Source organism: Sulfurospirillum deleyianum DSM 6946, from assembly GCF_000024885.1.
Lineage (GTDB): Bacteria > Campylobacterota > Campylobacteria > Campylobacterales > Sulfurospirillaceae > Sulfurospirillum > Sulfurospirillum deleyianum.
This window is the reverse complement of sequence record NC_013512.1, coordinates 430,726-454,644: the sequence shown is the minus strand read 5'-3', so window position 1 is coordinate 454,644 and position 23,919 is coordinate 430,726. Positions and strand designations below refer to the sequence as shown.

Sequence of the window (23,919 nt, the reverse complement as noted above, 5' to 3'; positions counted from 1 at the left end):
TTTACTTTTGCTTGAGGCAAATCAATGTTTTTCTCTTTTCGTCTTGCTAAGATGTCGAAAATTTTGAAAGAGGATAAAAAATGTCTTTAAACATGTTTTGTGATCAATGCTCAATGAGCGCAATCGGTGGCTGTGGTTCTAAAGGTCAAGAAGTGGGTACGTGTGGTAAAGATGCGAATCTAGCAAAGCTTCAAGATATTATGATTTACGGTCTTAAAGGACTTAGTGCGTATAGAGGACATGCCAATGAATTTGGCGCCAATACCAAAGAGGTCGATGATGTCATCGCTGAGACGCTTTACTTTACACTGACCAATGTCAACTTCAACTTTGACGACCACATCGCTCAACTGATGAAAATCGGCTCTGCGGGTGTAAAAATGATGGATATCTTAAGTGATGCTCACACCTCTCACCTTGGTGTTCCAACGCCTGTGCGTATCTCTCAAAACAAAGCAGAAGGTAAAGCTATCTTAGTGAGTGGTCACAACCTCGATATGCTCTTAGAACTTCTTAAACAAACAGAAGGCAAAGGCATCAATATCTATACGCACTCAGAGATGATTCCTGCGCATGGTTACCCAGAACTGAGAAAGTACGCTCATCTCAAAGGTAACATCGGTAAGTCATGGTTTGACCAAACTAAATTGTTTGAAAAATGGGGCGGGACGATTATCGTCAATACCAACTGTATCGTACCTCCAAAATCAACTTCAACCTATGTTGATAGACTTTACACCTATGACATCGTGGGCATTAAAGAGGGTAAGAAAATTCATCATAATGATTTTAGTGAAGTGATCGCTCAAACACTTGCTTTGCCAGATGTTATAGGATTTGATAGCGATGAAACACTCGTGACAGGTCACCACTACAAAACCATTTTGGGTCTTGCTCCACAAATTCTTGATGCCATCAAAGCAGGTAAAATCAAACAATTTTTTGTGATTGCAGGGTGTGACGCTCCAGGAAGTGGTGGCGAATACTTTCGAACTATGGCAGAAAGCCTCCCCAATGACTGCGTGATTTTAACCTCTAGCTGTGGTAAATTTAGATTTAACGACATCGACTTTGGTGTGGTTGAGGGAACGGAAATTCCTCGCTACTTAGACTTAGGTCAGTGCAATGATAGTAACGGCGCTGTGCATATTGCTATCGCTCTTGCAGACGCTTTGGGTGTAACAATCCATGATTTACCTGTTTCGATTGTTCTAAGCTGGATGGAGCAAAAAGCGGTTCTTATTCTTTTAGCGCTCTTTAGCCTTGGCATTAAAAACATCTATCTTGGACCAAAACCACCCCAATTTGTCAATGAAGATATTTTTGAATTTTTACAAGAACACTTTAACTTGCATTTGACAGGAGATATGGCAACGGATTTGGATCAGTTGTTGATAAATAAACCTGCTCAATAATCGTTACATGTAAAAAATAAGAGAGCCATTTTCAAGGCTCTCTTCCTACAATTTTCGAACAGGCTCCGCTGAAGGTCTTCCAAAGTAATACCCTTGTGCCAAATCTGCTCCATTTGCAGCGCAATATGCCACTTCTTCCACACGTTCAACACCTTCTGCTAATACACAAATATGTGATTCTTTTGCCAAAGAAACAATGGCTTTAAAGACCGCTTGATTGGCTGGATTTGTATCAATTCTATCAATGATTTGACGATCGATTTTTACAATATCAGGCTGAAGTTTAGCAATCATCGTCAAAGAAGAGTACCCACTTCCCACATCGTCTAAAGCAACATTAAACCCTTGCGCTTTGTAAAATTGAAGAATCTTTGAAAGGTGTTCTAAATCTTCAACGTATTCACTCTCTGTTACTTCAAAAATGATATTTTTAGGGTCAAATTCTAATTGATTTGCCCATTTTACTGTTGATTGGAGGCAGTGTTCTGGGTCGTAAATCGCCGTAGGAATAAAATTGATAAAAACTTTGGCATGAATATTTTTCACTGCTGCTGTTTTTAAAGAGGTTTCCCTACACGCTCTATCCAAATAAAAAAGCATATCGCCCTCTTTTGCCCATCGAAAAAGCGTATCGGGATAGACAAGCGAACCATCATCGTTAACACCACGAGCAAGTGATTCATATCCGTAAATCGTATCGTTTTTCAAATCAATAATTGGTTGAAAATGCGTGGTTAAAGCACCCTTTTCAATCAAAAGAGCAAGAGCATTTGCCCCCATAACATCATGATAATATTGAAGTGTTCGCATCTGTCGTAAAACCGTAGGCGTTAAGCTCTGAGAAGGCTCCAAAAAAAGACAACGAATACCACTTTTTTCAAGTTTATTAAATATATTGGTTTGGGTTAAAGACTCTAAAAATGTTTTAAACCCATCAACCATAACAATCATTGTAAAAGCATCTTCAAGACTATAACGAATCGACTTTGCCTTAAAAAAAACGACCAATTTTTGACACAATTCTGGAACCTCACAACTCAAAATCACATCTCCACTTTTCGTAGAGATAAACGGCATTGATTGGCATTTGACACAGGGCATACACATCCTTTATTAAATTCTTTCACACCATTAGCTATGATATTTTAGTAGTAGTGTATCAAAATTTCAAAGTTACATATAACGATAAAGCATGAACATCTTTTTGTTAAAATATTATTTACTTATAAAAGATACAATTAAATAATTTTTATTATTAAGGATGCATTATGAAATTTCTCTCTACCCTTTGTTTTTTTCTTCTCCCTCTAGGTTTGTGGGCAAGTACACTTCAAGAAGGCTCTACCTTCCAAGCGCCTCTTATCAAAGACCAATTTGAGAAAACCGTACAGGTAACACCACAAACAAAACAGATTATCATTGCGTATAGCCAAGCGCAAGGCTCTTCTCTTAAGACCTTTTTAGAAGCCAATCCTAATTATCTTCGTGAGAACAACGCATTGTATTGGATGGACGCAACCGCTGTTCCTAGTATGGTTATGAGCATGTTTATGATGCCAAAATTTAAAAAGTATCCTTATGCTATCGGTCTTTTAGAAGATGAGAAAGCACTGGCTTACTTTCCTAAAAAAGAGGATCATCTCACGATCATAGAACTGGACAATCTTGTTGTCAAAAAAATCAGTTTTAAAGAGAGCTTTTAATTCATCACGTTCTTTTTAGACGCTTAGAAGTGGGCTTGACTTTATTTTTACATGTAAAGCCCTCTTAACCTTTCAAACTCTTTTAGATTATCGTACAATGGCATAAAGACTTCAAGGAAACAGATAGATGCCATTTTCACACCTCTCATCACCGCTTCAAAAAGCAGTTCATGCTCTGGGATTTACACACCCTACTCCCATTCAACAAAGCGTGATTCCTCTTGTACTCGAACACAAAGATATTGTCGCTAAGGCACACACAGGCAGTGGCAAAACCGCTTCGTTTGTTTTGCCTATTTTGGAGAACTGGAGCGCACAAACGCACGAGGGAAAAGCTAGGATACGAGTGCTTGTTTTAACGCCAACACGAGAGCTGTGTGTTCAAGTGGCAGAGGCGTTTGTGGCACTGAGTTCTTTTTTACATGTAAAGCCAAAAGTGGTGAGTGTGATTGGTGGGGAGAAGATAGGCGAACAGCTCTTAGAGATTCAAAAAGGGTGTGATATCGTTGTGGCAACCTCTGGACGTTTACTGGATATTTTAAATAAAAAGCAGATGGACCTCTCTCGTGTTAGCTTTTTCGTCCTTGATGAAGCCGATAAAATGCTCGATTTAGGCTTTGAGCAGGAGTTGGGATTGATTCTTGAATCCTTACCTCAAAAACGTCAAAATCTTCTCTTCTCAGCGACCTATCCTGAAAAAATGCAACGCATTGCTTCACGAATTACCCCATGTGCGATAGAAGTGAGCATTGAAGCCGAAGCACCAACGCTACAACGAATTACGCAAAGAGTTATTGAGGTCAATAAAGAAAATCGTGCACCGCTTTTGCGTGAGTTACTGCGTGAAAATGATTGGGATTTGGTGTTGGTTTTTATGGCAAATAAGCGTGCCGCTGATAATATCGCCGTGAAGTTTCGTAAACACAGTTTTCTCGCCGAATCCTTTCACGGTGATTTGGCTCAAGAAGATAGAACGTGGACACTTCAATCGTTTAAAGAGCGAAAAATTCGTGTGTTATTTGCCACCGATATTGCTTCACGTGGACTGGATATTGATGATGTCAGTTGTGTGATTAATTTTGATTTGCCTCGCTCCAGTGAGGATTATATCCACCGTATTGGGCGAACAGGCAGGGCGGGAAAAGAGGGTTTGGCGATTTCATTGATTGACCATGAGGATAAAGCACATTTTGCATTGATAGAGAAAAGATGCGCCTTGAAGCTTACTAAAGAGCAGATAAAAGGGTTTGAACTCGTAGGCGAGGCGATTCAAAAAGAGAAAGGAAACGCTCCTATCAAAGGGAAGCGAAAAAGTAAAAAAGATAAGTTAAGAGAAAAAGGGCTTTTATAAATAGAGTTCTTGTAAAATACGTTTTGTAAGAAGTCTAATAAAGCCCTTTCCTGCGTTGAGCGTTTTGTAAGAGCTCTTCTATAAAAAGAGAAGAGCCAACAACGCAACAACGCCCATCGTCACAACACCTTGAACTAAAGTTGCCATCGTGTAAGCCTTATAGGCGGTGGGAACGTCCATTTGGCTAAAGCGTGAAACCACCCAGAAAAAGCTATCGTTAGCGTGACTAACGGTTAAAGCTCCCGCACCAATCGCCATGACCGTTAAAACTTTACCCATTTCACTATCCAGACCCAAACTTGCTAGAAGCGGATACATAATGGTTGAAGTCACAACCAAAGCCGTTGTAGATGAACCTTGCGCTGTTTTAAGGGCTGCGGAAATGATGAAAGGCACAAAAATACCAAGGCTTAGCGTTTGAAGGCTCGCCCCTAAATAATCACCAATACCACTGGCTTTAAGTACCGCACCCAAAGCGCCACCCGCACCTGTAATAATCAAAATCTCACCCGAGTTTTTTACCCCTTCGCCTACCCAACCTGAGAGGGTCTCTTCATCCCATTTTGGTAGCAATAAACTGGCAAACAGTACACCAACAAAAAGGGCATTGGCTGGATTACCTAAGAAAACAAAGACTTTATACCAGAGCATATCGCTTGAATCTTTAAAAGAGAGTTTAACAATGCTTTCCATTGCCATCAAAAGGACAGGAATAAAGATAGGCGCAAAAGATTTGAAGGCACTAGGAAGTTCCCCGTATTTGGCAAGGACATCGTCATCTTTTTCCAAATCCACATCAAGGTCTTCCCCGCTGGTATAGCGTTTACCTTGTTTCATTGCCCAAAAATATCCCGCTAACATGGTAAAAACAGCAACAAAAAGTCCCACCACAATCACAAAACCTAAATTTCCCACCATCAAGTTACCCGCTGCAGCAATAGGACCAGGCGTGGGAGGAACGAGCGTATGGGTCGCATACAATCCTGTCGCAAGGGCGACACTCATAGCAACCCCTGAGACTTTAAGCTGTTTGACCATAGAGCGTTTAAGTGCGTTTAAAATAACAAAACCACTGTCGCAAAAAACGGGAATCGAGACAATATACCCAATGATAGACATCGCCAATACAGGACGTCTTTTGCCCACCACTTTTAAGACGACATTTGCCATTTGCACCGCCGCACCGCTTTTTTCAAGCACCACGCCAATAATGGTTCCAAGCACGATAACAATCCCAATATACGCCAAAATACCACCAAACCCTGTGGTAATCGTTTTGGCAATCTCAGGGTATTTCATTCCCACGCTAAAGGCTATACCATACGCCGCAATCAGCAATGCCAAGAACGGGTGCAACTTCCATTTACTTGTAGAAAGCACGATAAAACCAATAGCCACCAGCAAAATGATGATGAGCATCCTCACTCCTTTTTTAAGTTTTTAATCTAATAGACTTCTTTAAATGAATGAGGAATTATAGTGTAAAATCTGTGAGTTTTGGCGAAATAAATCCTTACATGTAACACTCTTTTAGAGAGTCATTTTCGCTTTTTGTTCGGCTAAAGTATCGTACATTTTCAGCATATTTTCATAGTGTTCATGTAAAGAAACATCGATAAAATAGGCTTTTTTATCCAAAATAGCTTTTACATGTAAAACGTTTTCTTCGCCAAAAAGTGCATAAAATGCGGAAGCATACTCAGACCACTTAAGGTTTTGAAGACGAAATTGGAGCATTTCGCATAAAAGTGTTTTAAGCGGATGCGAACTAAGCGCAAAATAGGCAAGTGCGTCTTCCTCATTTCCTAAAAGAAGATGCAGTTGGGCTTTTAAATCGCACATGTGAAAGTTGTTCGCAAAGATGACGCCTAGATATTTTTCCATATTCAAAGAATCTTCCAAAGACTCGACCATCTCCAAAAGCTCATCGGCTGGGTAGGTGTGAAAGGAAAGAACAGCACGACGAATAAACTTTCCTATGTTTCGATTTTGGTAGACCATATCTTCAATGGGATAAACTTCCGAGAGACTAGGGACAATCATCTGACACGAGTAAAAATCCAAATAGGTGTACTCTCTAAGATACATCTCTTTGCCCATTGCTTTGACAATCTCGCATAAAAAGGTGTATTCTGCTTGGCTTCCCTCACCTTTATACGACCATGGAGCATAGGAAAAACTTTTGCTTTCACCTAAAAAAGAAAAGCCCATTTTGCCATTAGAATCAATAAAATGTGCCTCAAGGTTGAAGCTATCGCTCACTAAATCCATATCAAAGGTAGGAATTTCAAAGGTATCTAAATTTTCTAATCCTCGCCCTTGCATCAGTTCACTCATCGTTCGCTCCAAACTCACCTCTAAAATAGGATGCGCTCCAAAAGAGACAAACAGCGTGTTGTTTTTTGGGTTAATGAGTGAAATAGCGCTCACAGGGAATTTTCCACCCAAAGAAGCATCCAGAATTTCAACCAAAAATCCAGCACTTCGTAGCGCTTCTCTATCGGCATAAAGTTTTGGAAATTGCTCAATGATTTTTTCAGGAAAAGAAGGCAAGGCATAGCCATTTTTAATAATCTCAAACTTCACATAGCGCTCAAAAATCTCACTGAGCGCTTGTACTTTGGCTTCATCAGGCGTATTGCCACTAGCCAGTCCGTTACTGACGTATAAATTGCTTAAAATATTAATGGGAATGTAGACCTTCTCCTGTGTTAATTCGCTCAAAAAAGGAAGGGCAACCACTTTGTCTTCATAATCACTGTTAAAATCAACAAAGTCCTCATCGCTCATCTCATTTTGGGAATTGTAGAGTGCTCTTAAGGAGTCATTTAAATAATCTCCCCCAAATTCAAACACCTTTTCATCAGGAAAATAAGCACGATGGGGTAGATGAAAGTCAATAAAAAAGTTATTGGTTTGCAATCTTTCGATGTATTCACCAAGTGCGCTGGCTTTTGAAGCGAGTGAGAGTGCGCCTTTTCCGTTAGAATAGATATGCTGTGGAACCTCGCTTGATGCAAGATTGATAGAGTAACAGTGGCTTAATGGGTGCTTCTCTTCTGTAAAATGAAGCCCAAAATTAAGCTCTTCTAAAATGCGCTGCATGGTTGCAATGGAGTGTTCTAATGATTCGTTTTTGGAGAGAATATGCATAAAAAAGGTGTTCCTTAAAAGTGTTGGTTTTACATGTAAAAAAGCCCTTCGACTCTTTTACATGTAAAGATTATTTGAGTGTGGAAAAAAGCGTGCTAAGATTACCCGCAACGCCCTCTAGTGAGTGTTTTAAATCGGAAGGGATAAAGACCACTTTGCTGTTATTTGAGTTGGCTAGAGCATGCACACTATCAAGGTAGCGTTGAGCTAAAAGATAGCTAGGCGCATCACCATTTTTGATTTGTGAGCTAATGGCTTCCATCGCCGCTTGATCACCATTGGCAAGGGCTACTTTGGCTTCTGCCTCTTTGCGTGAGGCTTCTAGTTTTCCCTCTGCTTCAAGTATCATCGATTGTTTTAAGCCCTCTGCTTTGGCAATGGCGGCTTGCTTTTCACCCTCAGCTTTCATAATGAGTGCTTTTTTCTCTCGCTCTGCGGCGGCTTGTTTTTCCATCGCTTCTTGTAAATTATCGCTGGGGCGAATGTCTTGAACTTCAACTGCCGTCAGCGATAAGCCCCACTGCTCTAAATGGTCGCTAATTTTCTCCGAAACGGAGGCTTTAATGGCTTCCCTGCCTGACAAAGAAGCATCCAGTTCCATATTTCCAATAACGGAGCGAAGGGTGGTCGCTGCCATATTTGCCACGGCTAATTCAAAATTATCAATCGAATAAACCGCTTTGGCAGGGTCGCTGATTTTATAAAAAACCACCGCACTAATAATCACCACGGCGTTATCTTTCGTAATCACCTCTTGCGCTTTCATCTGTTGAATCAGCTCTTTGGTATTCAGTTTGACCTGCACCTGATCTAAAATAGGAATTAAAAAATTAAGCCCTGGTTTTAAAATGGTATGAAATTTTCCCAGTCGCTCCACGACCCACTCTTCGCCTTGTGGCACAATGCGAATCATTTGATAGAGCAGATACGCTCCTGCTAAAAGTAAAATCACAAAAAATGAGAGGCTCAAATCGAGGTTATACACGTAAACTCCTTTTATTTTGAATGAACATCAAGATAATGCCCATGAATCGCAACAATTTCAATCAAAACACCCTTTTCTAAGGTTGTATCGGCAATATTTTTGGCATCCCACTCACTGCTTCCTAAAACAGGAATATCAAGCCTTACCCGTCCCTTTATTTCAGGGCTAATGGTTTCAATCACTTTGCCCCCAACACCAATAAACTCATCCGATTGTCCAATTTTAGAAGAGGGAACATCAGCAATGCGCCTTTTTTTAAAGACAAAGGCACCCACAAACATACCCAAAAGGGCTACCATGATTTGCAAAATAAGAGAATCTTGAACGAAGTAGGAAATCAGTGCGGAGCCAAAAAAGCCTAAGCCTAAAAAGATGGCAAAAAACGTAGGAGTGGCAATCTCAAAGACAATGGCAAAAACACCTAAAATTGCCCAAATATACCAAATCATCTATGCTCCTAAAAAGAATTTAAAAGCATTATACAAAAAAGTAAGATAATTACGATGGTGGAGCTGTGGACAGCCAAAACATGTCTTGCGCTAGTTATTATTCAAAAAATCAGATACAAACCCATTTTCTTTTAACACTTGCATAATTCCTCGCAAGAGATAGTTGTTTACAAAGCGTACGGTGTATATTCGCCCACCATCTGTTATAGGAACAATCATTTTTTTATCTCTTAATTTATTGATAACTAACGATTTTTTCTTGGAGTCTGTTATCCCAAATGTACTAAGCTCTTCAGCTTTCATTGCCATATCATCTTTTTTGATAAGATAAGACAAGATGTCAAATTCTTGTTTTGTGATATGTTCTCTTTCAAGCGCTATTTTTAACGTTGGTAAAAGTATCTCTTTTTGCACATACTCTTTTTTTAAAAGATGATCTATTTTTTCAATCTCATTTTTTAGACCTCTTAAAAAATATTCACACCATGCCAATAAATCATTGGTTTCTAAACTATCAGCACGTGAAAGCATGTCATAGTATTGGTCTCTATCGGTATAAAAAACGGAAGAAGGGTTGATAAGCCTTCCTTGTTTTACTTTAAATCCCAATTTTATTAAAAATGCATAATTTAGAAGTCTTCCCATACGACCATTTCCGTTGTCAAAGGGATGGATGTATTCAAATCTATGATGAGCAATAGCTACCATCAAAAGTTGATATTGTTCTTTATATTCTTCATTGATGAACTCTACAAATCTTTCAAAGTATTCAGGAAGTAAAAAATGTACGGGTGGAGTGTGACCTGATTTTTTAATGCTCACATCATGTTTTCTTAGTTCTCCCGAGTATTTAGAACCTTCCCCCTGTGGTGGTGGGGTTAAATCTTTCGTAATAATTTTATGAATCTCTGAGATATAAGCACGATTAAAAAAAGTCTTTTCATCGGTGTTTTCTTCTATAAATTGTATGGCATTCTCTAGATTTTTTATTTCATCATCACTTTCGTCTTTGACATGGGTATCAATAAGTTTTTCAACATACTCAGATAATGTGGTGTTGTTCCCTTCGATTCTAGCAGAACCTAAGGTCTCTAAAATTTGAAAGATATTTTTAAGCTGAAAAAAAATATATGGAGGAACATTGCCACCAAGATGTCGAGTTCTTAGCTTTTCCAAATCCAAAATAATATTAGCCAAATCACTTCCCCAAGATGGGTCAGGAATCGTAATTTTTTTACTATCTAGTTCTTCTATCATATTTAACTACTTCTCTTTAAATGTTTTTGAATGACCATTATATCGAAATAAATATTATAAGATAAGATTCAATTACTTCCATTTCTAGCCGTGCACTACTTCCTTTTAGGCTATCAATATTTTTGATTACAGTGCTTTTTATTTTCTTCAAAATTGTAAAAAATTAGCTCAATTTTCTTATTAGACTTCTTTCATAACCCTTGAAAAGATAAAGAGTTTGGTTAGAGTGCGTTAATTTTTAAAACTCAAAATTGAGTCATAGCCAAAGCTATGGCGATGTTTTTAATTTTAAAAAGTGATGTGCTATGAGCGATACTCTTTTTTCAATGGGTTATGAAAAAAGTCTATTGGTTAATTTTGATGGAATGGTGGGCTGTGGGGGATTGAACTTAAAGCATTTTAACACCTAAATATAGGCATTTAAGCGTTGTTTTAAAAACCACAACGTACCTTCCAACGTACCTAAAATCACATCTTACGTTTTTAATTTCTCATTTATCAAGATTGAATAGTATCATAAAATAGTTATAAAATTAAGCCTAACGACCTTAGAACTACCACAAAAGCCAAAGCCTTACTGTACGTGTAACGGCTACTTGTTTCTAGTAGCCGTCCAAAACACAGATGTCTATTTTGGACAACCGTTATGCTTGTCGCCATTTTGGCGAGAAGTTATAGACGATGGCAATTTTGGATAGCGCACAAAGCACGATACGAATTATTAGTAGCGTACTAGAGCCACGGTTACCATTTTAGCTAGCGTATCAGAGCCAATGGTGTACGAGTTATGGCGCAGACCAAATCCACTTGTATAACGGCTAGCCGTTTTGGCGAGCCGTCTAAGACCCCCTTTGCTTAATACGAATTTCTCGTAGAAGCCCAAAACCATCATTTGCTTACTCGCCATTATGGATAGTAAGCTTAGAGCCAATTACGCATACTGGTAGCAATTTTGGCGAGCAGTCCATGTCTACTTAGCTTTAATGTTGGATGTCCATTAAAGACAGCCAATCTAATTCCTTTGTCCACTTGGCATACTGATGCCTATTTTGGACAGCAGTCCTTTGGCTCTCTCATTTGGATAGCCAATAGCGAAGCCATTGAGCCCAAGGTTCACATAAGGATTTCAAATCCTTATAATTGGTTTAAGCACCGATTTGAAATCGGCTTTGACATCACTCGGATTTAAAATCCGTTAACCAAGATAAATTTAAGGCGATTTTAGCCTTAAATGAACCTTTAGGCAGTACAGAACGCGATTTTAAATCGCCTTGGCTCTAGTAGAACTAAGTTCAATTAATTTCTTTTGTAGAAAAATATTTCTGCTTGGCTCTTCTCTAGTGAAGCCCTATGGGGAAATAGTTATTTCGAGGGTGGGAGATGAGGTGCATCTCTAATATCTCATGCAAATTTAGAGTTTTTTGAAGCTATTTTTTATTCTTGTCTACAATATGCAAAATTAAACCTAACACTAAACCACAAAACAATAACAATGGTAATACGTATTCTAAGACAACTGAAGATGCTACTATAAAAATGCTAGCGACCCCAAAAAGAACTAAAGTCATTAGGAAAGAAAATACATTACCCATAACTAATCAACCCCCTCGGATGACCTTGAAAATGTTGACACTCCCGACACTTCTTTTTTGCGGGTTTCTTCTATTTCTGCATTTTTCTTCCATTGTGCTTTTTGCTTATCAATAAGTTCTGATGTTGTCTTTGGAGAACCAGTGAAACCACCTTTAGAAATAAACTCATTGAGTTCTTTTCTCTCTTTCTCGTCCATCTCAAGAGAACTTGGTCTAGTAGCTGGTTCATCGTAGGTATAGGTTGAAAATAATCTTTGCTTTGTAGGTTTGTTGGCATTTATTGTAATTATTTTATCCACCCACGTTTTGGATTCTTGTCTGACCCAAGATATATCGCTTTCTTTTTCATATGCAGTAGCAAATGAAGATACTAGAACTTTTCCATTGATGAACATCATCCCCACATCCATGACTTGGATATAAGATTTTTTCGATTCATCTTCATATTTTAACAGCATGGTATATCCTAAGCTGTTTTCATTTTCAAAAGATATACCAAGAACAGAAGCACCATTCGTCTTTACTTTCTTAATGGCTTCATTTGTTGCGATAGACATTTTTTTTTGTATGGTTTCTATTGTCTGATTGGGTTTTGTTAAATCATTTTTTTTAACGTCTATATTGAGTTTTTTTAGTGTTGAATCGACTATTTCTTTAAATTGCTTTTGGCTAATATTCATGTTTTCATAAGCGGTTGGTGTATAGATGACTGCTCGTCTTTCTTTTGTCTTTGCGTTTTCATTTTTTGTCAGTTTTTCAAAATCAGACTTTATAAAATAATATCCTCGAATATTAGCTTTATAGCCAAGTGTGGTTTTGTAAGCATCAACAATTTGTGGTGCTAATTTACTAATTTCTATGAAATTATCTGGCGTAGGAATAGAAAATTTTTCAGAGCCAACAGTAATCTGCATTGCTTCTTCTTTTGCCCCCAAAATAGTAAAAGCTAAGAATATTAATACAATAATTTTTTTCATCTGCCTATCCATATGCTATTATTTGTCTTTTCTACGTTCTAAAATTGCTAGCAATGATTGAGCGGTTTCAGTATCGCCTTTTGCAACTGCTTTATTGATAAGCTCTTGTAGTTCCTTCCCGTCTTCGGTATCTTCGTTCACTGCTTTATTAACAGTGGCTCTGATTGCTTCATCTTCTGCTATTTTTTGAACTTTGTATTTACATACTCGTTGTTTTATTGCTTCCAAGAGATTTTTTAGTTGCTTGTATAAAATATAAAAAAATATTAATAAGAGTAAACTGACAAATAAACCTTTCAAACTAAATATTAATGATGCAACACGTGCAAAATTTTGTTCTCCTTCCGTTAGTATTTCATTTTGTACTTCTCTTCTTTTTATTTTATCTGTTGTTTCAGCAATCAAAGCAGTAAGATGTTCTTCGCTTTTTGCTCTTTCATAAACATTCTTTATGTCTTGCTCTTGACCCCCAAGAGGAACCAACATATCATAAACCATTGTTGGAGTTAGTATGTTTTTTCTAAAGCCTTGTTGTTCTTTATATTTGTCATCAAAAGATATTTCGGAATTATTATTAGCATCATCATAAATTTGTCGCATAGCTTCCATTTTGGTTACCGTACTAGCTTTGTTCCTTGACTTAAAAAGCTTCTCTTCGTTGTCGAAATATAATAACTTAGATGATACAGTTCCAGCAACACCTTGCCATTGAAACCCTGTTGTATCATTCTTTGGATTGCTAGATGCTTCGTCAAAAGCCTTTAATGTGTTTTCAGTTATTTCAGTTTTACTTATAAGTTGATGAGGTAGAAAAATCATAATTAGTAAAAAGACTAGTTGTTTAAAAAATAAGATAAGTGATTTGAACTTCATTATTCTCCAATAGCCGATAAAATCCTATAGGAATGATTTCTATAAAGAATTGATAGAAAACTATACTCCAACTAAACTTATGGGAAAATTATCTATAGGAATGGTTATATGCTGAATATCCCCGATATAGTAACAGCAGAAGAAGAGGATTTGTTTTTTAGAACTGTTTCCTATAATGTAAAAAGAATACGCAATGAAAAGGGGATGAGCCAACTTGAGGTGGCTCTATCTATCGGACAAAAGTCATCAGGTTTTTATGCCAATATTGAAAACTATAAACATGGAAAGCATTTTAATTTGTCGCATCTTTTTAGGTTGTCTATACTTTTTAATGTTTCAATAAATGAGTTTTTTGAGCCAATTAAATAAGACAAAAATAATGCTATTCGTCTGCGCGTAATTGGTATATATGATTAAAATTTAATCAGTACGCTGAGCCAATCAAAATTGGTAGAAATTATGTTATTCGTATGCGTGTATTAGGTACATGTGGTTAAGCGGTACGCTACACTCTTCCTTTGGAGTCAACTCTGGTTCCTTTGCCCCTGTTCTCGGTTCTCGTATCGCAACCAAAACTGATTTTGTTTCTTAAGCCAAAGAAAGCGAACCCCCTCGGTGGGGTGAGCCTTTGGCTTAAGGGGCGGAATTGTTGTTTTGGTTGCTAGCTTGAGAGGTATCCCAAAAAAGTTTTTATTTTTTTATTTATTGTTCATAAACGTAGGCTTAGAGAGAGCAGTTCCATTCGAAAATGATACTGCCCGCCTTTGGCAAGCCAAAGTCAGTCAGTCGCTTTTGGCTTATCATTTCCTCATTCCAATGCTCTCCCACGCCTACGGAAGGTGGTTCCTTTTTAATGCCAAGAAAGTGAAGGGAAAGCCCTACTTTAAGCAATTTCAGTGTGGACAAAATTCCCTAATGTTTTTTCTTTTCTATTAGGGAAAAATGTCCACACTGAATTTAGGCTTTAAGGCATTATGAACACTGACTTAGTTTTGCCAATTCCAGCAACGTATTTGAAACCTGCTTTTCCAAGTTCATTAATACATACTTGGTTTGAGAGCAATCTTTTCATTACTACTTTTGTTACTGCCATTCTATTTTCAATGGTTTCACGAAGCACGTCACTGTACCCATCATGGGCATACGCTTCAAGAACATCTATAAGCATTTCTATTTGCTCACTAACTTTATTTTTCTTTGGGGGCATCGCCACAGAATGTTTTAATTCCCAATCTAAAACTTGAATATTTGGCATAGCTTCTAAAGCTAAATCAATTATCTCTTTGTTTTTATTGGTTTCCTTCCCCAAAAAGATAAAAAACTCTGTTGAGTCTGGGCTTCCATCATGATTTTTTGAAACCCTTGCTCTACTTCTAAAGACACCTTGAATGATGTCTTCGGCAAGTTTACTGGATGCAAGTTTTGGTATTTCTATTTTTCTATTTTCTTCAACTTCATAAGCTGTTTCTACACCACCGACAATAAAGCTAAACTGTTCAAACATAACGCTATATGGTAAATGATTTAGTCCGACAATAAAAACCTTATTGCAGTGCCTGTACTCATTTGTTGCATCGTGGTTCCCCCAATGAATTACATTTGCATTCTCTAGTCCAATTAAGCTTTTCATTGTGATTGCTATGTCTTTGTAGGTAATAATCAAAGCATCATCATGTGGCTCTATGTTTAATTTAATTGATTTGACATACGGTGCTAAAGTGAGTTTACACTCAGCTTCATTGTCTATGTTTAAGCCAGTGCGTGAATGTCGTACCCAATTTTCTTTACAAAGGTAAAGTTTGCAATTATGGTAGGTTCTAGGATTTGGAACTTTGATATTTTCAATCAATCGTCTGTCTGCTTTAAAATGTTTTGGATTTTCATTTTTGATGCTAATCCATTCCTTCATCAGTTCAATTTTTTTATTAACTTCTGATGTTGCATCTAAGACAACTAGGCTTCCAAACTCATGGTAAAGCAAATTCACTCCATGAAGTGTCCAATTGGTTCCATGCTTGTGAAAAAACATCTTTCTATCAAGTATCAAACATAAACTTTTTAGTGCATCTATAAAGCCTTCTCTTAGCTCAATCTCATTAGACTCTTTTTTATAATTTCTACGAAAGGAAAATTCTGCTCTTGATAGTTTATACCAAGATGTGTCCTTGCTGCTTAAAACTTCAATGAGTGGACTAATAAACAAATTCCAATCCATATTTTTTTCTTCTGTGATAGCTGTTATCTTTCGGCTCTCATCAATAAGGCTCTTCAACATGGCAACAATCGTATTAACTATTTTTTTAGTCTCTTCGTTTGGTAGTTGCCTTGCAAGAAGACTCATCTTTTCTAATTCATAACTCTCTAGCGTCTCCGACTCAATCATGTTGATTTGTTCATCTACGATTATCAAATCTCTATTCTTAGTCTCGACTCGACCCAACCAATCTTTTTCTTCATTGGGTGAAGCATATCCCAAGATTGATTTTTTTGATTTTATGTCTCGTCTAAAGCGTTCATGGGTGATGACAATAATACGATGCTTTTGTATTGACTCAATCTCAACTCGTAAGCTATGGTCAGGGTTATCAGCAGTTACAGTATAAGAACAATAGGCAATCTCTTCATTTGCATAGTCATTGATTGATTTACAAACGTCTTTTGCGTGTTCAACTTTAGGGACAATAATCAAAGCACTTATATGTTTAGGCATCATTGCACAGTAAAGCTTGATGCTTGTAGTTTTCCCTGTTCCTGTTGCGGGAGGCATAACATACATCACAGGTTCTTCTCCGCTTTGATTATCGTTAATTACTTTATTGTAAGAAGCACATAACTGCTCTTGAAGTTTCATAATTCCTTCTGAAGCAAAGATGCCAAAACTTTCAAATTTAGTTTTCATTTCACTACAAAATTTATCAATAGCTACTGGGCTATTTTTGACTTGGATTTGTTTCATAATTCTCCCCTTGGTTCTAAAGCACGTATTACCTTACGCAGAAACAATCGTGCTCTAATCGCTTCCCTCTTAGTTGAACAGTAAAGGGCTACATCATTAGAGCCCTTTAAACGTAAACGATACTGATTTCTTGTTGCTTGAAAATCGATGTAGAGTCTAATCTTCTGCATTGGCTAACCTTAGCTCTCGCCATTAAAAAAGCTCTCAAGCTCTGAGCGTTTAAATATTGTTACGCCATCAGTTATTTTGTATGCCTTGATTTTCCCATCTTTGACATATCGCCAAATGCTAGCTCTGGAAACAGGATAGGTTTCCGCTACTTGTTTAATGCGCATATTTTCGTTTTGTGTCTGTGTCATAGCGAGTGCTCCTCATTGTGTTTTGATGAGAGCATTTTAATGCTATGGGTCTCATGTTCAAGGGAAAAAGGTGGCTATTTTGAGGGTAGTTTTAGGGGCAAATCTGAGGACTCCCTATTGTAGGGAGCTCTCATAAATTTTGTTTAAAACGGTTGTTTGGGTTATAAATGGAAAGTTAACATTGAGGATTTCAATCAGTAGTTTTCTTTTTTGATTTGCTTGAAAATTGTCTATAACATACTTGGCTCTCTCAAGCTCTCTAGGATGTTTAACTCCAAGGGTATCCAATACTTCGCAAGCAATTTTTATCTTTTTTTCATTTATAAATGCTTGCTCCATTATAGTGAGGTTCTCTTTGTAACGCTTTACTCTATCTTCTAGGTAGTCACATCCCTCTTCAAAGTAGGCTTTAAAATTAGCTTCACATGCCAATGCTCCAATCTCCCTTGGCTCTAAATCTACATTGAAGATGGTTTTGAAAAAGAGTTCTGCATGATAAGCTAGCTCTTGGATGTCCTCAAAAGCATGAGGGATACCTTCGTCTAACCCTAGTGTCTCTCGTATGTTTATAGGCTCATGCTTTGGATCTAAAGCCTTACAATACGCATCATAGATTTGTTTTTGCTTTGTAAGACTGTGAACATAATCTGTAGGAGTAAACTCTTTAAACCCAGAGCCATTTCGTTTTAAATACTCTTTGGCTTCATAGAATAGCTTACGGTTTCTATCTTGCGTGCGTTGTAGTTCCGCTTCTCGTTGTAATATCTCTTCGTCACTGGTTCCTTCTGGGTAACAATCTCTAAGGAACCATGATATTTTTACTGCTTCCATGTGCTTATCCTTTTAAAGGGCTGTCCATCATTGCCAAGATGTATCCACTCCACCATGTAAGGAGTAAGCGCATCTCTTCCGTATAAATCGCTTTTTGGGTGTAAGCCCGCTCAACGCCACTACCTACAATATGGTCTAGCACTTTTTCTTTGGCTTCATAAGAGCTTCTATGTTCCATTTGGTGTGTATCAACCAAAGAACGAAACGTGGCTCTAAAGCTGTGTAAGCGTTGTTTATTGCCTAGTGTTTCGTTATTGAAACCCATGCGTTGCAATGCTCTGCTTGGTGTCACTTCATCAATGTGCAAGCCATTGTCAGCCACAAAAACAAATTCTTTGTGTGATGTATACAAATATTGCTCTTGCAAAATAGCTATGGCTTCGTCTGAAAGAGGCAAAATAAAATCATCACCACTTTTGGCTTTCATCTCTTTGCGCGGTATAGTAATGAGGTGTTTTTCAAAATCCACATATGCCCACTTTAACGATACAAGATTACCTGCACGCAATGGAACGTGTAAAACGAACTTTAAAGCATTTTTGGTGCTAATATGTCCACCATAAGTGTAAATGCTGTTTACAAGCTGTTTCAAGATGGATGGGTCTGTAATGCAGGCGTAGTGCTTTTTAACTATTTTTGGTAAAACGCTTTTAGCATGAATGTTTGGCACGATATTAAAATCACAATAACCATGCGTACATGCAAACTGCCAAAGGTCATGAAAGTAGCCTAAAAGTCTTTTCGCTGTTTCGGGTGTTTGTATGGCTTTTATTTTGATAATTTGCACAAGCTCATCATGCTTTATTTCTGCAATTGATTTATGTTTGAGCACAGGAATGACAGTTGTATCAAACAAGGCTCTCTTCTTTTTGTAGGTGCTGTGAACAATGTGGCTCTCTTGCGATTGAAACCAAAGATTGACCACGTTTGAAAAATCACTCTCTTTTTGTAGTTTTACTTCAGCTTTCTCTTCACGTTGTGCATCTATCGGGTCTATGCCTTGTTTGATGAGGTTTAGGTACGTTTCTCTTTTATCTCTTGCCTCTTTAAGGGTGGTTTTTGGGTACGTTCCAAAGGTTGATTTGCGTTTTTTATATAGCGTTGGGCTTGTATAAACAAATTCCCATATCTTGCGACCATCTGGATGGATAAGTATTCTAAGTCCATTAATGTCAGATTTTATGTAGGGCTTATCTTCGGGTTTAAAATTCTTAATCTCTTTATCTGTGAGTAGAGAAGTGCTTATTTTAGGCATTTTGAACCTCTTTAATGTACGTTTTTAGATGGAGTAAATCCAAAATACGAATTAGGTATCTAAAAACGTACCTAAAAGGATGGGATTTATTGAGAGTATTTTAAACTAAATGAGATTAGAATATGCTTTAAAATCCCTATTTAAAGGGATTCTTTGCATCATTTAAGATTGGTTGAGATTTCTTTCATGGTGGAGCTGTGGGGGATTGAACCCCAGTCCAAAAATAGCCACCTATGACGTCTACATGCTTAGATATTGTTGATAGTGTTTAATTTTGCTTCGTACAACAATCAGAAAACTACGCAAAACGAGCCTTTAACTTCATTACATGTAAAGGCGTTCATGTAATATAGCTATCAAATCTATGATACTCTCCAAGACCTCCTAAGATAGCATCAAAGGGGAGAGCAGTCCATTATTTGTTAAACTTACGCAGCTAGCGCGTAAGCAGGACGATAGTTACTGTTGTTAGCAGTTATTGTTTGAAGGTTGTGTAACGGAAGACCCTCACTCCCGACATGCAGCCATAAGCTAAAACTACTCCTGTCGAAGCCATGTCAGCCCCATCGAAGGAACGCAATTTTACCATAATAAAACGACTTTTTTGCTATAATCGCAAAAAATATAAAAGGATACCCTTTGATAAAGACTATATCGTCTCTTTGTGTAACATTTTTACTGCTCTTTATGCAAGGTTGTACCACACAACCCAAGACACCTGCCCCTGAGATTAACACAAAAAATGTTTCTAATCAAAAAACAAACACCAATCCCAAACTTTCAAACCTCGTAGGAAAAAACTACATAAAAGGGGTGATTCTCTCACTCAAACAAACAGGCAATGGCGAGGGATGGAATTATGAGATTGATGGCATTGAAACCACCAATGGCAAATTGCCGTATGTCAACTTTAACCACAAATCGGTTCTTGCCAATGAAGGCGACTTAGTCTATGCCTCTTTTGATGGTATGCGTGTCTCTGAAATGTTCGTAATTAAGGCTGCCTATTTTAAAAATGGCAAAATCGCACCCTCTCCCGTCTATACCAAAAAGAAAAAAGCGCATGAACCTGCCTCAGCAGGTAAACGAGACAAAGCCCATCAAGTTTTAAGTGTGCCACAAGAAGAGTCTATCCGCCTCAACTGATTGTTAACCGATCGTTTACTTTGTGTTTCTATACTTCCAGAAGCGAATTTCATATTTTCTTCTTATTTTCAAAGAGGTGTCCCGCCAAGCGCCTCTTTGAAGCCTTTCTCAACTTCTACAATAAAAACAGCCCCATCCTTTTCATTTCGAGCTTCTAGTCTTCCTTTCATGCTCTTCTCAATAATCAATTTTGCCATATAAAGTCCAATGCCTGTCCCCTCATTTTGCTCTTTGGTACTCACGTAAGGCTCGAAAATCTTCTCTATCGGTCGAATCGTAATGCCACCTCCATTATCTTTTACAACCAACTGCGTACTCTTCGCATGATTTTCAAGGGTAATGATGATTTTCCCCTTTTTATTTCCCGAGGAAATAATGGCATCTTTGGCGTTGGAGAGCAAATTAAGCAGCACTTGTTCATACTCGCTTTTATACCCCAAAATAAAAGCATCCTCTTCAATATTCACTTCAATCGTAATGTGCTGATTGGTGATGGATTTTCCAATAATCCGTAAAACTTCCTCAACGGATTGTTTAATACTAAATGCTTTTTGGTCTTTATTGGGCATGAAAAAATTACGAAAATCATCAATCGTATGTGACATATACTCGACAATCGTCTCCGCTTCTGAACATTTGGTATCCATACTCTGTTGGTCAAGCGTACGCATGGTATATTTTAATTTAAGGGTGATGAGCAGTGCGGAGAGTTGGGAAAGGGGCTGTCGCCATTGATGCGCTATATTGCTAATCATCTCTCCTAAAGCGATAAATTTTGCTTTTTGAATCAAAAGCTGTTCGTGTTCTCTGCTTTTTTTAATCTCCTCGCTCACTCGACTCTCTAGGGTTTTATTGAGATTTTCAAGCTCCCATGTTTTTTGCTGCACTTGCGCATGGTAACTGTTTAAAAAACGCTCGATTTGTTTACCTAGCATCACCGCAAATGCGTTGGCAATAAGTGCAAAGAGTAAGAAAATAATAATCGCAGAGGTAATCTCTAAATTCATTTTTTGTTTAAACGTTGCCTTCGCAAGTGCAATCTCTTCATCAATGTCATCCGTATAAACCCCCGCTGCGATAATGAGATTCCATGCTTTATACAGTTTAAAATAGGAAACTTTAGGACGAATCTCACCGCTTTCAGGCTTTTTATACAAATACTCTACAAATGAAAACCCTTTCTCGTGGATATCTTGCAAAAAGATTTTACGAAAGGCTTTACCATTTTCATCGGTATAACTATCTGAAATGTATTGCCCTTCCAAATCGGGACGATTGGGGTTAATAAGCATTTTTGCAAACTGTTCACCCCCTTTTATATTTTCTACCTGATAGACAAAGATATAATTATGTTCTTGTCCACCATAGCGAATATGACGAATCCACGCATACACCTCTTCTTTCAGTTTTTTCTCTTCACTCCTTGAAGAGATAGGAAACGTACTTTTTTTAAACTGAATAAACTCAATAATCGCATCCACTTCTCGTTTAAGAAGATTACGTTTGTTTTCCACAAATGTTTTTTTGGTATCTTCGATATGCGCATCCAAAATCTCATACTGTTTCGTGATAAAAAAGTACCCATTAAAGAGCATTAATGAACTGATGATAAAAATAGTACTGACGATAATAATATTTGAGATATTACTTTCTTTGATGATTTTCACAAACAACTCCGCTTGAGACTGCTATAATAATGAGGAAGAATCATAGTCATTCTTTCTTTAAATGTAAAGGGTTGATATGAATGAAAAGATGCTTAAAAAATTAGCAAATTACCGTGTTTTATACGCTGAGGATGAAGCAGGTGTGCGAAAAAACGTCTATGAGCTTCTAGGTTTACTCTTTAAAGATGTCTATCTTGCCCACGATGGAGAGGAAGCCTATCGCCTCTTTGAAGAACACAAACCTGATTTGGTCATTACCGATATTAAAATGCCTCGCTTAAGTGGCATTGAGTTGGTCAAAAAGATTCGTCAAAACGATGCACATGCGCAGATTATTATTATTACCGCTTACACGGAAGTGGATTTTATGCTTGAAGCTATTGAACTCTCTTTGCTTCGTTACATTGTAAAACCCATTACCGAACCTAAACTTTTTGATGCTTTGGAAAAATTTTTACAAGCGAGTGAAAAAGAACATTTAAAAGCCTTAGCGGCTGATTGGTTTTATGATATTTTACAAAAAAGTGTTACGCACGGTGCTGATATGTATGAATTAACGAAAAAAGAAGCTAAGTTTATTGAACTTCTTTTACAAAAAGATTCTATCATTACCTATGCAGAGATAGAGGAGAAGTTGTGGGAAGGTGAGTATATGAGCTTGAATGCTCTTCGTTTAATGATAAAAAATTTAAGAAAGAAGTTACCAGAGGGAGTTTTAAAGAATATTCAAGGTATTGGTTACAAATTGTAACATGATTTTCTAAATAAACTTTAATTTTGTCTATTTTTGTTACAAATTGAAACCGAAGAATGTTTATTGAGGAGTGTTTGACTCTTTACATGTAAACATACATAACTTTGACATAATTATCGCCTATAATCGCCTTTAGAAATAATACTAAAAAGGAGTCAGACATGACGAAGTTTCTTAAAGTGATGGCAGCGGCAACGCTTCTTGTTTCATCTGCGATTGCAGCAGAATATACCATTAAAGTGACCCACGTGGTAAGTCCCAATACCCCAAAAGGTAAAGGTGCTGATTTCTTTGCAAAAAGAGTGGGTGAGCTCACCAATGGTAAAGTGGAAGTCATTGTATTTCCAAACTCTCAGCTTTATGGTGATGGCGAAGAGATGAAAGCCTTAAAACTCGGCAATGCACATATCGCAATGCCCAGCTTCTCTAAATTTACCAGCCTCGTTCCTGAGATGCAACTTTTCGATTTACCGTTCATCTTTAGAGACAAAGACCATCTCTATAAAGTCTTAGATGGTGAAGTAGGTCAAATCCTCAAAGACAAAGTAAGTAAAAAAGGCTTTGTAGCACTTGACTACTGGGATGCAGGATTCAAACACCTCTCTTCTAACAAAAAACCAATTCTTCTTCCTGAAGATGCAGCAGGTCAAAAATTTAGAATCATGAGTTCACACGTTTTGGAAGCACAGTTTAAAGCCGTAGGCGCAAATCCTCAAGTTTTACCATTTTCAGAGGTTTATTCAGCCCTTCAACAAGGTGTCGTTGATGGTGCGGAGAACCCACTTTCAAACTTCTACACCAAAAAATTTAATGAAGTTCAAACAGACCTTACCCTTTCAAATCACGGCTACTTAGGCTATTTGGTTATTATGAGTGAGAGTTTTTGGAAAAAATTTCCAAAAGACTTGAAACCAATGGTTCTTCAAGCGATGAAAGAAGCTACTGAGTATGAGCGAAAAGAAGCGGCTCTTGATGATGAAGATATGCTCGCAAAAATCAGTGAGTATGCCAAAGCGTCTGGAAACCTCAAAATCCACACCCTCACTCCTGAGCAAAAAGCTGCATGGCAAAAAGCGATGGAAGCGATTTATCCACAGTTTTATAAAACCATTGGCGAAGACCTCATCAAAAAAGTTCAAGCCGTTAAGTAAGGTGAGCCAAAGGCTCTTTGGAAAAAACCAAAGAGCCTTTTAAGG

At 37.6% G+C, this 23,919-nt stretch carries 20 protein-coding genes and 1 other RNA gene; 7 read left to right on the top strand and 14 right to left on the bottom strand.

Annotated elements, in window-relative coordinates:
- The first annotated feature begins 80 nt into the window (after positions 1–80).
- Positions 81–1,415: a hydroxylamine reductase gene (gene hcp, locus SDEL_RS02395; protein WP_012856271.1), complete on the top strand. Its 1,335-nt coding sequence runs from the start codon at positions 81–83 to the stop codon at positions 1,413–1,415.
- 45 nt (positions 1,416–1,460) lie between these two features.
- Here hcp and SDEL_RS02390 read toward each other — a convergent pair whose 3' ends face one another.
- Positions 1,461–2,516 carry an EAL domain-containing protein gene (locus SDEL_RS02390; RefSeq protein WP_012856270.1) on the bottom strand — a complete coding sequence of 352 codons (1,056 nt, stop codon included), beginning with the start codon at positions 2,514–2,516 and terminating at the stop codon, positions 1,461–1,463.
- 167 nt (positions 2,517–2,683) lie between these two features.
- Between SDEL_RS02390 and SDEL_RS02385 the strand changes: the two genes are divergently transcribed.
- Positions 2,684–3,118, top strand: coding sequence for a hypothetical protein (locus tag SDEL_RS02385; protein WP_012856269.1), 435 nt, complete (start codon positions 2,684–2,686; stop codon positions 3,116–3,118).
- Between the two features lie 127 nt (positions 3,119–3,245).
- Positions 3,246–4,469: a DEAD/DEAH box helicase gene (locus SDEL_RS02380; protein WP_012856268.1), complete on the top strand. Its 1,224-nt coding sequence runs from the start codon at positions 3,246–3,248 to the stop codon at positions 4,467–4,469.
- A 78-nt stretch (positions 4,470–4,547) separates the two neighbouring features.
- Here the strand turns inward: SDEL_RS02380 and SDEL_RS02375 are convergent, their stop codons facing one another.
- The 7 genes from SDEL_RS02375 to SDEL_RS02345 all read right to left on the bottom strand — a co-directional run bounded on the left by SDEL_RS02375 (position 4,548) and on the right by SDEL_RS02345 (position 13,755).
- Positions 4,548–5,888: a GntP family permease gene (locus SDEL_RS02375; RefSeq protein ID WP_012856267.1), complete on the bottom strand. Its 1,341-nt coding sequence runs from the start codon at positions 5,886–5,888 to the stop codon at positions 4,548–4,550.
- Between the two features lie 111 nt (positions 5,889–5,999).
- Positions 6,000–7,622, bottom strand: a complete 1,623-nt coding sequence (locus SDEL_RS02370) for a YcaO-like family protein (protein ID WP_012856266.1) — start codon at positions 7,620–7,622, stop codon at positions 6,000–6,002.
- A 70-nt stretch (positions 7,623–7,692) separates the two neighbouring features.
- Positions 7,693–8,607 (bottom strand): SPFH domain-containing protein, encoded by a 915-nt coding sequence (locus tag SDEL_RS02365; RefSeq protein WP_012856265.1) that lies wholly within the window; start codon positions 8,605–8,607, stop codon positions 7,693–7,695.
- Positions 8,608–8,618: 11 nt separating this feature from the next.
- Positions 8,619–9,056, bottom strand: coding sequence for an NfeD family protein (locus tag SDEL_RS02360; RefSeq protein WP_012856264.1), 438 nt, complete (start codon positions 9,054–9,056; stop codon positions 8,619–8,621).
- Between the two features lie 90 nt (positions 9,057–9,146).
- Positions 9,147–10,313, bottom strand: coding sequence for a Fic family protein (locus SDEL_RS02355; protein ID WP_012856263.1), 1,167 nt, complete (start codon positions 10,311–10,313; stop codon positions 9,147–9,149).
- A gap of 1,594 nt (positions 10,314–11,907) precedes the next feature.
- The gene (locus SDEL_RS02350) at positions 11,908–12,882 is read right to left on the bottom strand and encodes a hypothetical protein (protein WP_012856260.1); all 975 of its coding nucleotides are present in this window, start codon (positions 12,880–12,882) and stop codon (positions 11,908–11,910) included.
- Positions 12,883–12,900: 18 nt separating this feature from the next.
- A complete protein-coding gene (locus SDEL_RS02345; protein WP_012856259.1) occupies positions 12,901–13,755 on the bottom strand; it encodes a hypothetical protein in 855 nt (284 codons plus the stop codon).
- Positions 13,756–13,863: 108 nt separating this feature from the next.
- Between SDEL_RS02345 and SDEL_RS02340 the strand changes: the two genes are divergently transcribed.
- A complete protein-coding gene (locus tag SDEL_RS02340; protein WP_012856258.1) occupies positions 13,864–14,124 on the top strand; it encodes a helix-turn-helix transcriptional regulator in 261 nt (86 codons plus the stop codon).
- 595 nt (positions 14,125–14,719) lie between these two features.
- On the opposite strand, the gene SDEL_RS02330 is transcribed toward SDEL_RS02340, so the two are convergent.
- From SDEL_RS02330 to ssrA, 5 genes are all read right to left on the bottom strand, one after another.
- Positions 14,720–16,711: a DEAD/DEAH box helicase family protein gene (locus SDEL_RS02330; RefSeq protein WP_012856257.1), complete on the bottom strand. Its 1,992-nt coding sequence runs from the start codon at positions 16,709–16,711 to the stop codon at positions 14,720–14,722.
- A gap of 179 nt (positions 16,712–16,890) precedes the next feature.
- Positions 16,891–17,070 carry a helix-turn-helix transcriptional regulator gene (locus SDEL_RS02325; RefSeq protein ID WP_012856256.1) on the bottom strand — a complete coding sequence of 60 codons (180 nt, stop codon included), beginning with the start codon at positions 17,068–17,070 and terminating at the stop codon, positions 16,891–16,893.
- A gap of 114 nt (positions 17,071–17,184) precedes the next feature.
- Positions 17,185–17,901, bottom strand: a complete 717-nt coding sequence (locus SDEL_RS02320) for a hypothetical protein (protein ID WP_012856255.1) — start codon at positions 17,899–17,901, stop codon at positions 17,185–17,187.
- 4 nt (positions 17,902–17,905) lie between these two features.
- Positions 17,906–19,156: a tyrosine-type recombinase/integrase gene (locus SDEL_RS02315; protein ID WP_012856254.1), complete on the bottom strand. Its 1,251-nt coding sequence runs from the start codon at positions 19,154–19,156 to the stop codon at positions 17,906–17,908.
- 187 nt (positions 19,157–19,343) lie between these two features.
- Positions 19,344–19,721: a transfer-messenger RNA gene (gene ssrA, locus SDEL_RS11750) on the bottom strand.
- 74 nt (positions 19,722–19,795) lie between these two features.
- Between ssrA and SDEL_RS02310 the strand changes: the two genes are divergently transcribed.
- Positions 19,796–20,302, top strand: coding sequence for a hypothetical protein (locus tag SDEL_RS02310; protein ID WP_012856253.1), 507 nt, complete (start codon positions 19,796–19,798; stop codon positions 20,300–20,302).
- A 68-nt stretch (positions 20,303–20,370) separates the two neighbouring features.
- Here SDEL_RS02310 and SDEL_RS02305 read toward each other — a convergent pair whose 3' ends face one another.
- A complete protein-coding gene (locus SDEL_RS02305) occupies positions 20,371–21,969 on the bottom strand; it encodes a sensor histidine kinase (protein ID WP_012856252.1) in 1,599 nt (532 codons plus the stop codon).
- Between the two features lie 76 nt (positions 21,970–22,045).
- Between SDEL_RS02305 and SDEL_RS02300 the strand changes: the two genes are divergently transcribed.
- Positions 22,046–22,720: a response regulator transcription factor gene (locus tag SDEL_RS02300; protein ID WP_012856251.1), complete on the top strand. Its 675-nt coding sequence runs from the start codon at positions 22,046–22,048 to the stop codon at positions 22,718–22,720.
- Between the two features lie 164 nt (positions 22,721–22,884).
- A complete protein-coding gene (locus SDEL_RS02295; RefSeq protein ID WP_012856250.1) occupies positions 22,885–23,874 on the top strand; it encodes a TRAP transporter substrate-binding protein in 990 nt (329 codons plus the stop codon).
- The last annotated feature ends 45 nt before the right edge of the window (positions 23,875–23,919 follow it).

Coding starts and splice junctions, on each gene's coding strand:
- hcp (WP_012856271.1), top strand. CDS start 81: ATGTCTTTAAACATGTTTTGTGATCAATGCTCAATGAGCGCAATCGGT.
- SDEL_RS02390 (WP_012856270.1), bottom strand. CDS start 2,516: ATGCCCTGTGTCAAATGCCAATCAATGCCGTTTATCTCTACGAAAAGT.
- SDEL_RS02385 (WP_012856269.1), top strand. CDS start 2,684: ATGAAATTTCTCTCTACCCTTTGTTTTTTTCTTCTCCCTCTAGGTTTG.
- SDEL_RS02380 (WP_012856268.1), top strand. CDS start 3,246: ATGCCATTTTCACACCTCTCATCACCGCTTCAAAAAGCAGTTCATGCT.
- SDEL_RS02375 (WP_012856267.1), bottom strand. CDS start 5,888: ATGCTCATCATCATTTTGCTGGTGGCTATTGGTTTTATCGTGCTTTCT.
- SDEL_RS02370 (WP_012856266.1), bottom strand. CDS start 7,622: ATGCATATTCTCTCCAAAAACGAATCATTAGAACACTCCATTGCAACC.
- SDEL_RS02360 (WP_012856264.1), bottom strand. CDS start 9,056: ATGATTTGGTATATTTGGGCAATTTTAGGTGTTTTTGCCATTGTCTTT.
- SDEL_RS02355 (WP_012856263.1), bottom strand. CDS start 10,313: ATGATAGAAGAACTAGATAGTAAAAAAATTACGATTCCTGACCCATCT.
- SDEL_RS02350 (WP_012856260.1), bottom strand. CDS start 12,882: ATGAAAAAAATTATTGTATTAATATTCTTAGCTTTTACTATTTTGGGG.
- SDEL_RS02345 (WP_012856259.1), bottom strand. CDS start 13,755: ATGAAGTTCAAATCACTTATCTTATTTTTTAAACAACTAGTCTTTTTA.
- SDEL_RS02340 (WP_012856258.1), top strand. CDS start 13,864: ATGCTGAATATCCCCGATATAGTAACAGCAGAAGAAGAGGATTTGTTT.
- SDEL_RS02330 (WP_012856257.1), bottom strand. CDS start 16,711: ATGAAACAAATCCAAGTCAAAAATAGCCCAGTAGCTATTGATAAATTT.
- SDEL_RS02325 (WP_012856256.1), bottom strand. CDS start 17,070: ATGACACAGACACAAAACGAAAATATGCGCATTAAACAAGTAGCGGAA.
- SDEL_RS02320 (WP_012856255.1), bottom strand. CDS start 17,901: ATGGAAGCAGTAAAAATATCATGGTTCCTTAGAGATTGTTACCCAGAA.
- SDEL_RS02315 (WP_012856254.1), bottom strand. CDS start 19,156: ATGCCTAAAATAAGCACTTCTCTACTCACAGATAAAGAGATTAAGAAT.
- SDEL_RS02300 (WP_012856251.1), top strand. CDS start 22,046: ATGAATGAAAAGATGCTTAAAAAATTAGCAAATTACCGTGTTTTATAC.
- SDEL_RS02295 (WP_012856250.1), top strand. CDS start 22,885: ATGACGAAGTTTCTTAAAGTGATGGCAGCGGCAACGCTTCTTGTTTCA.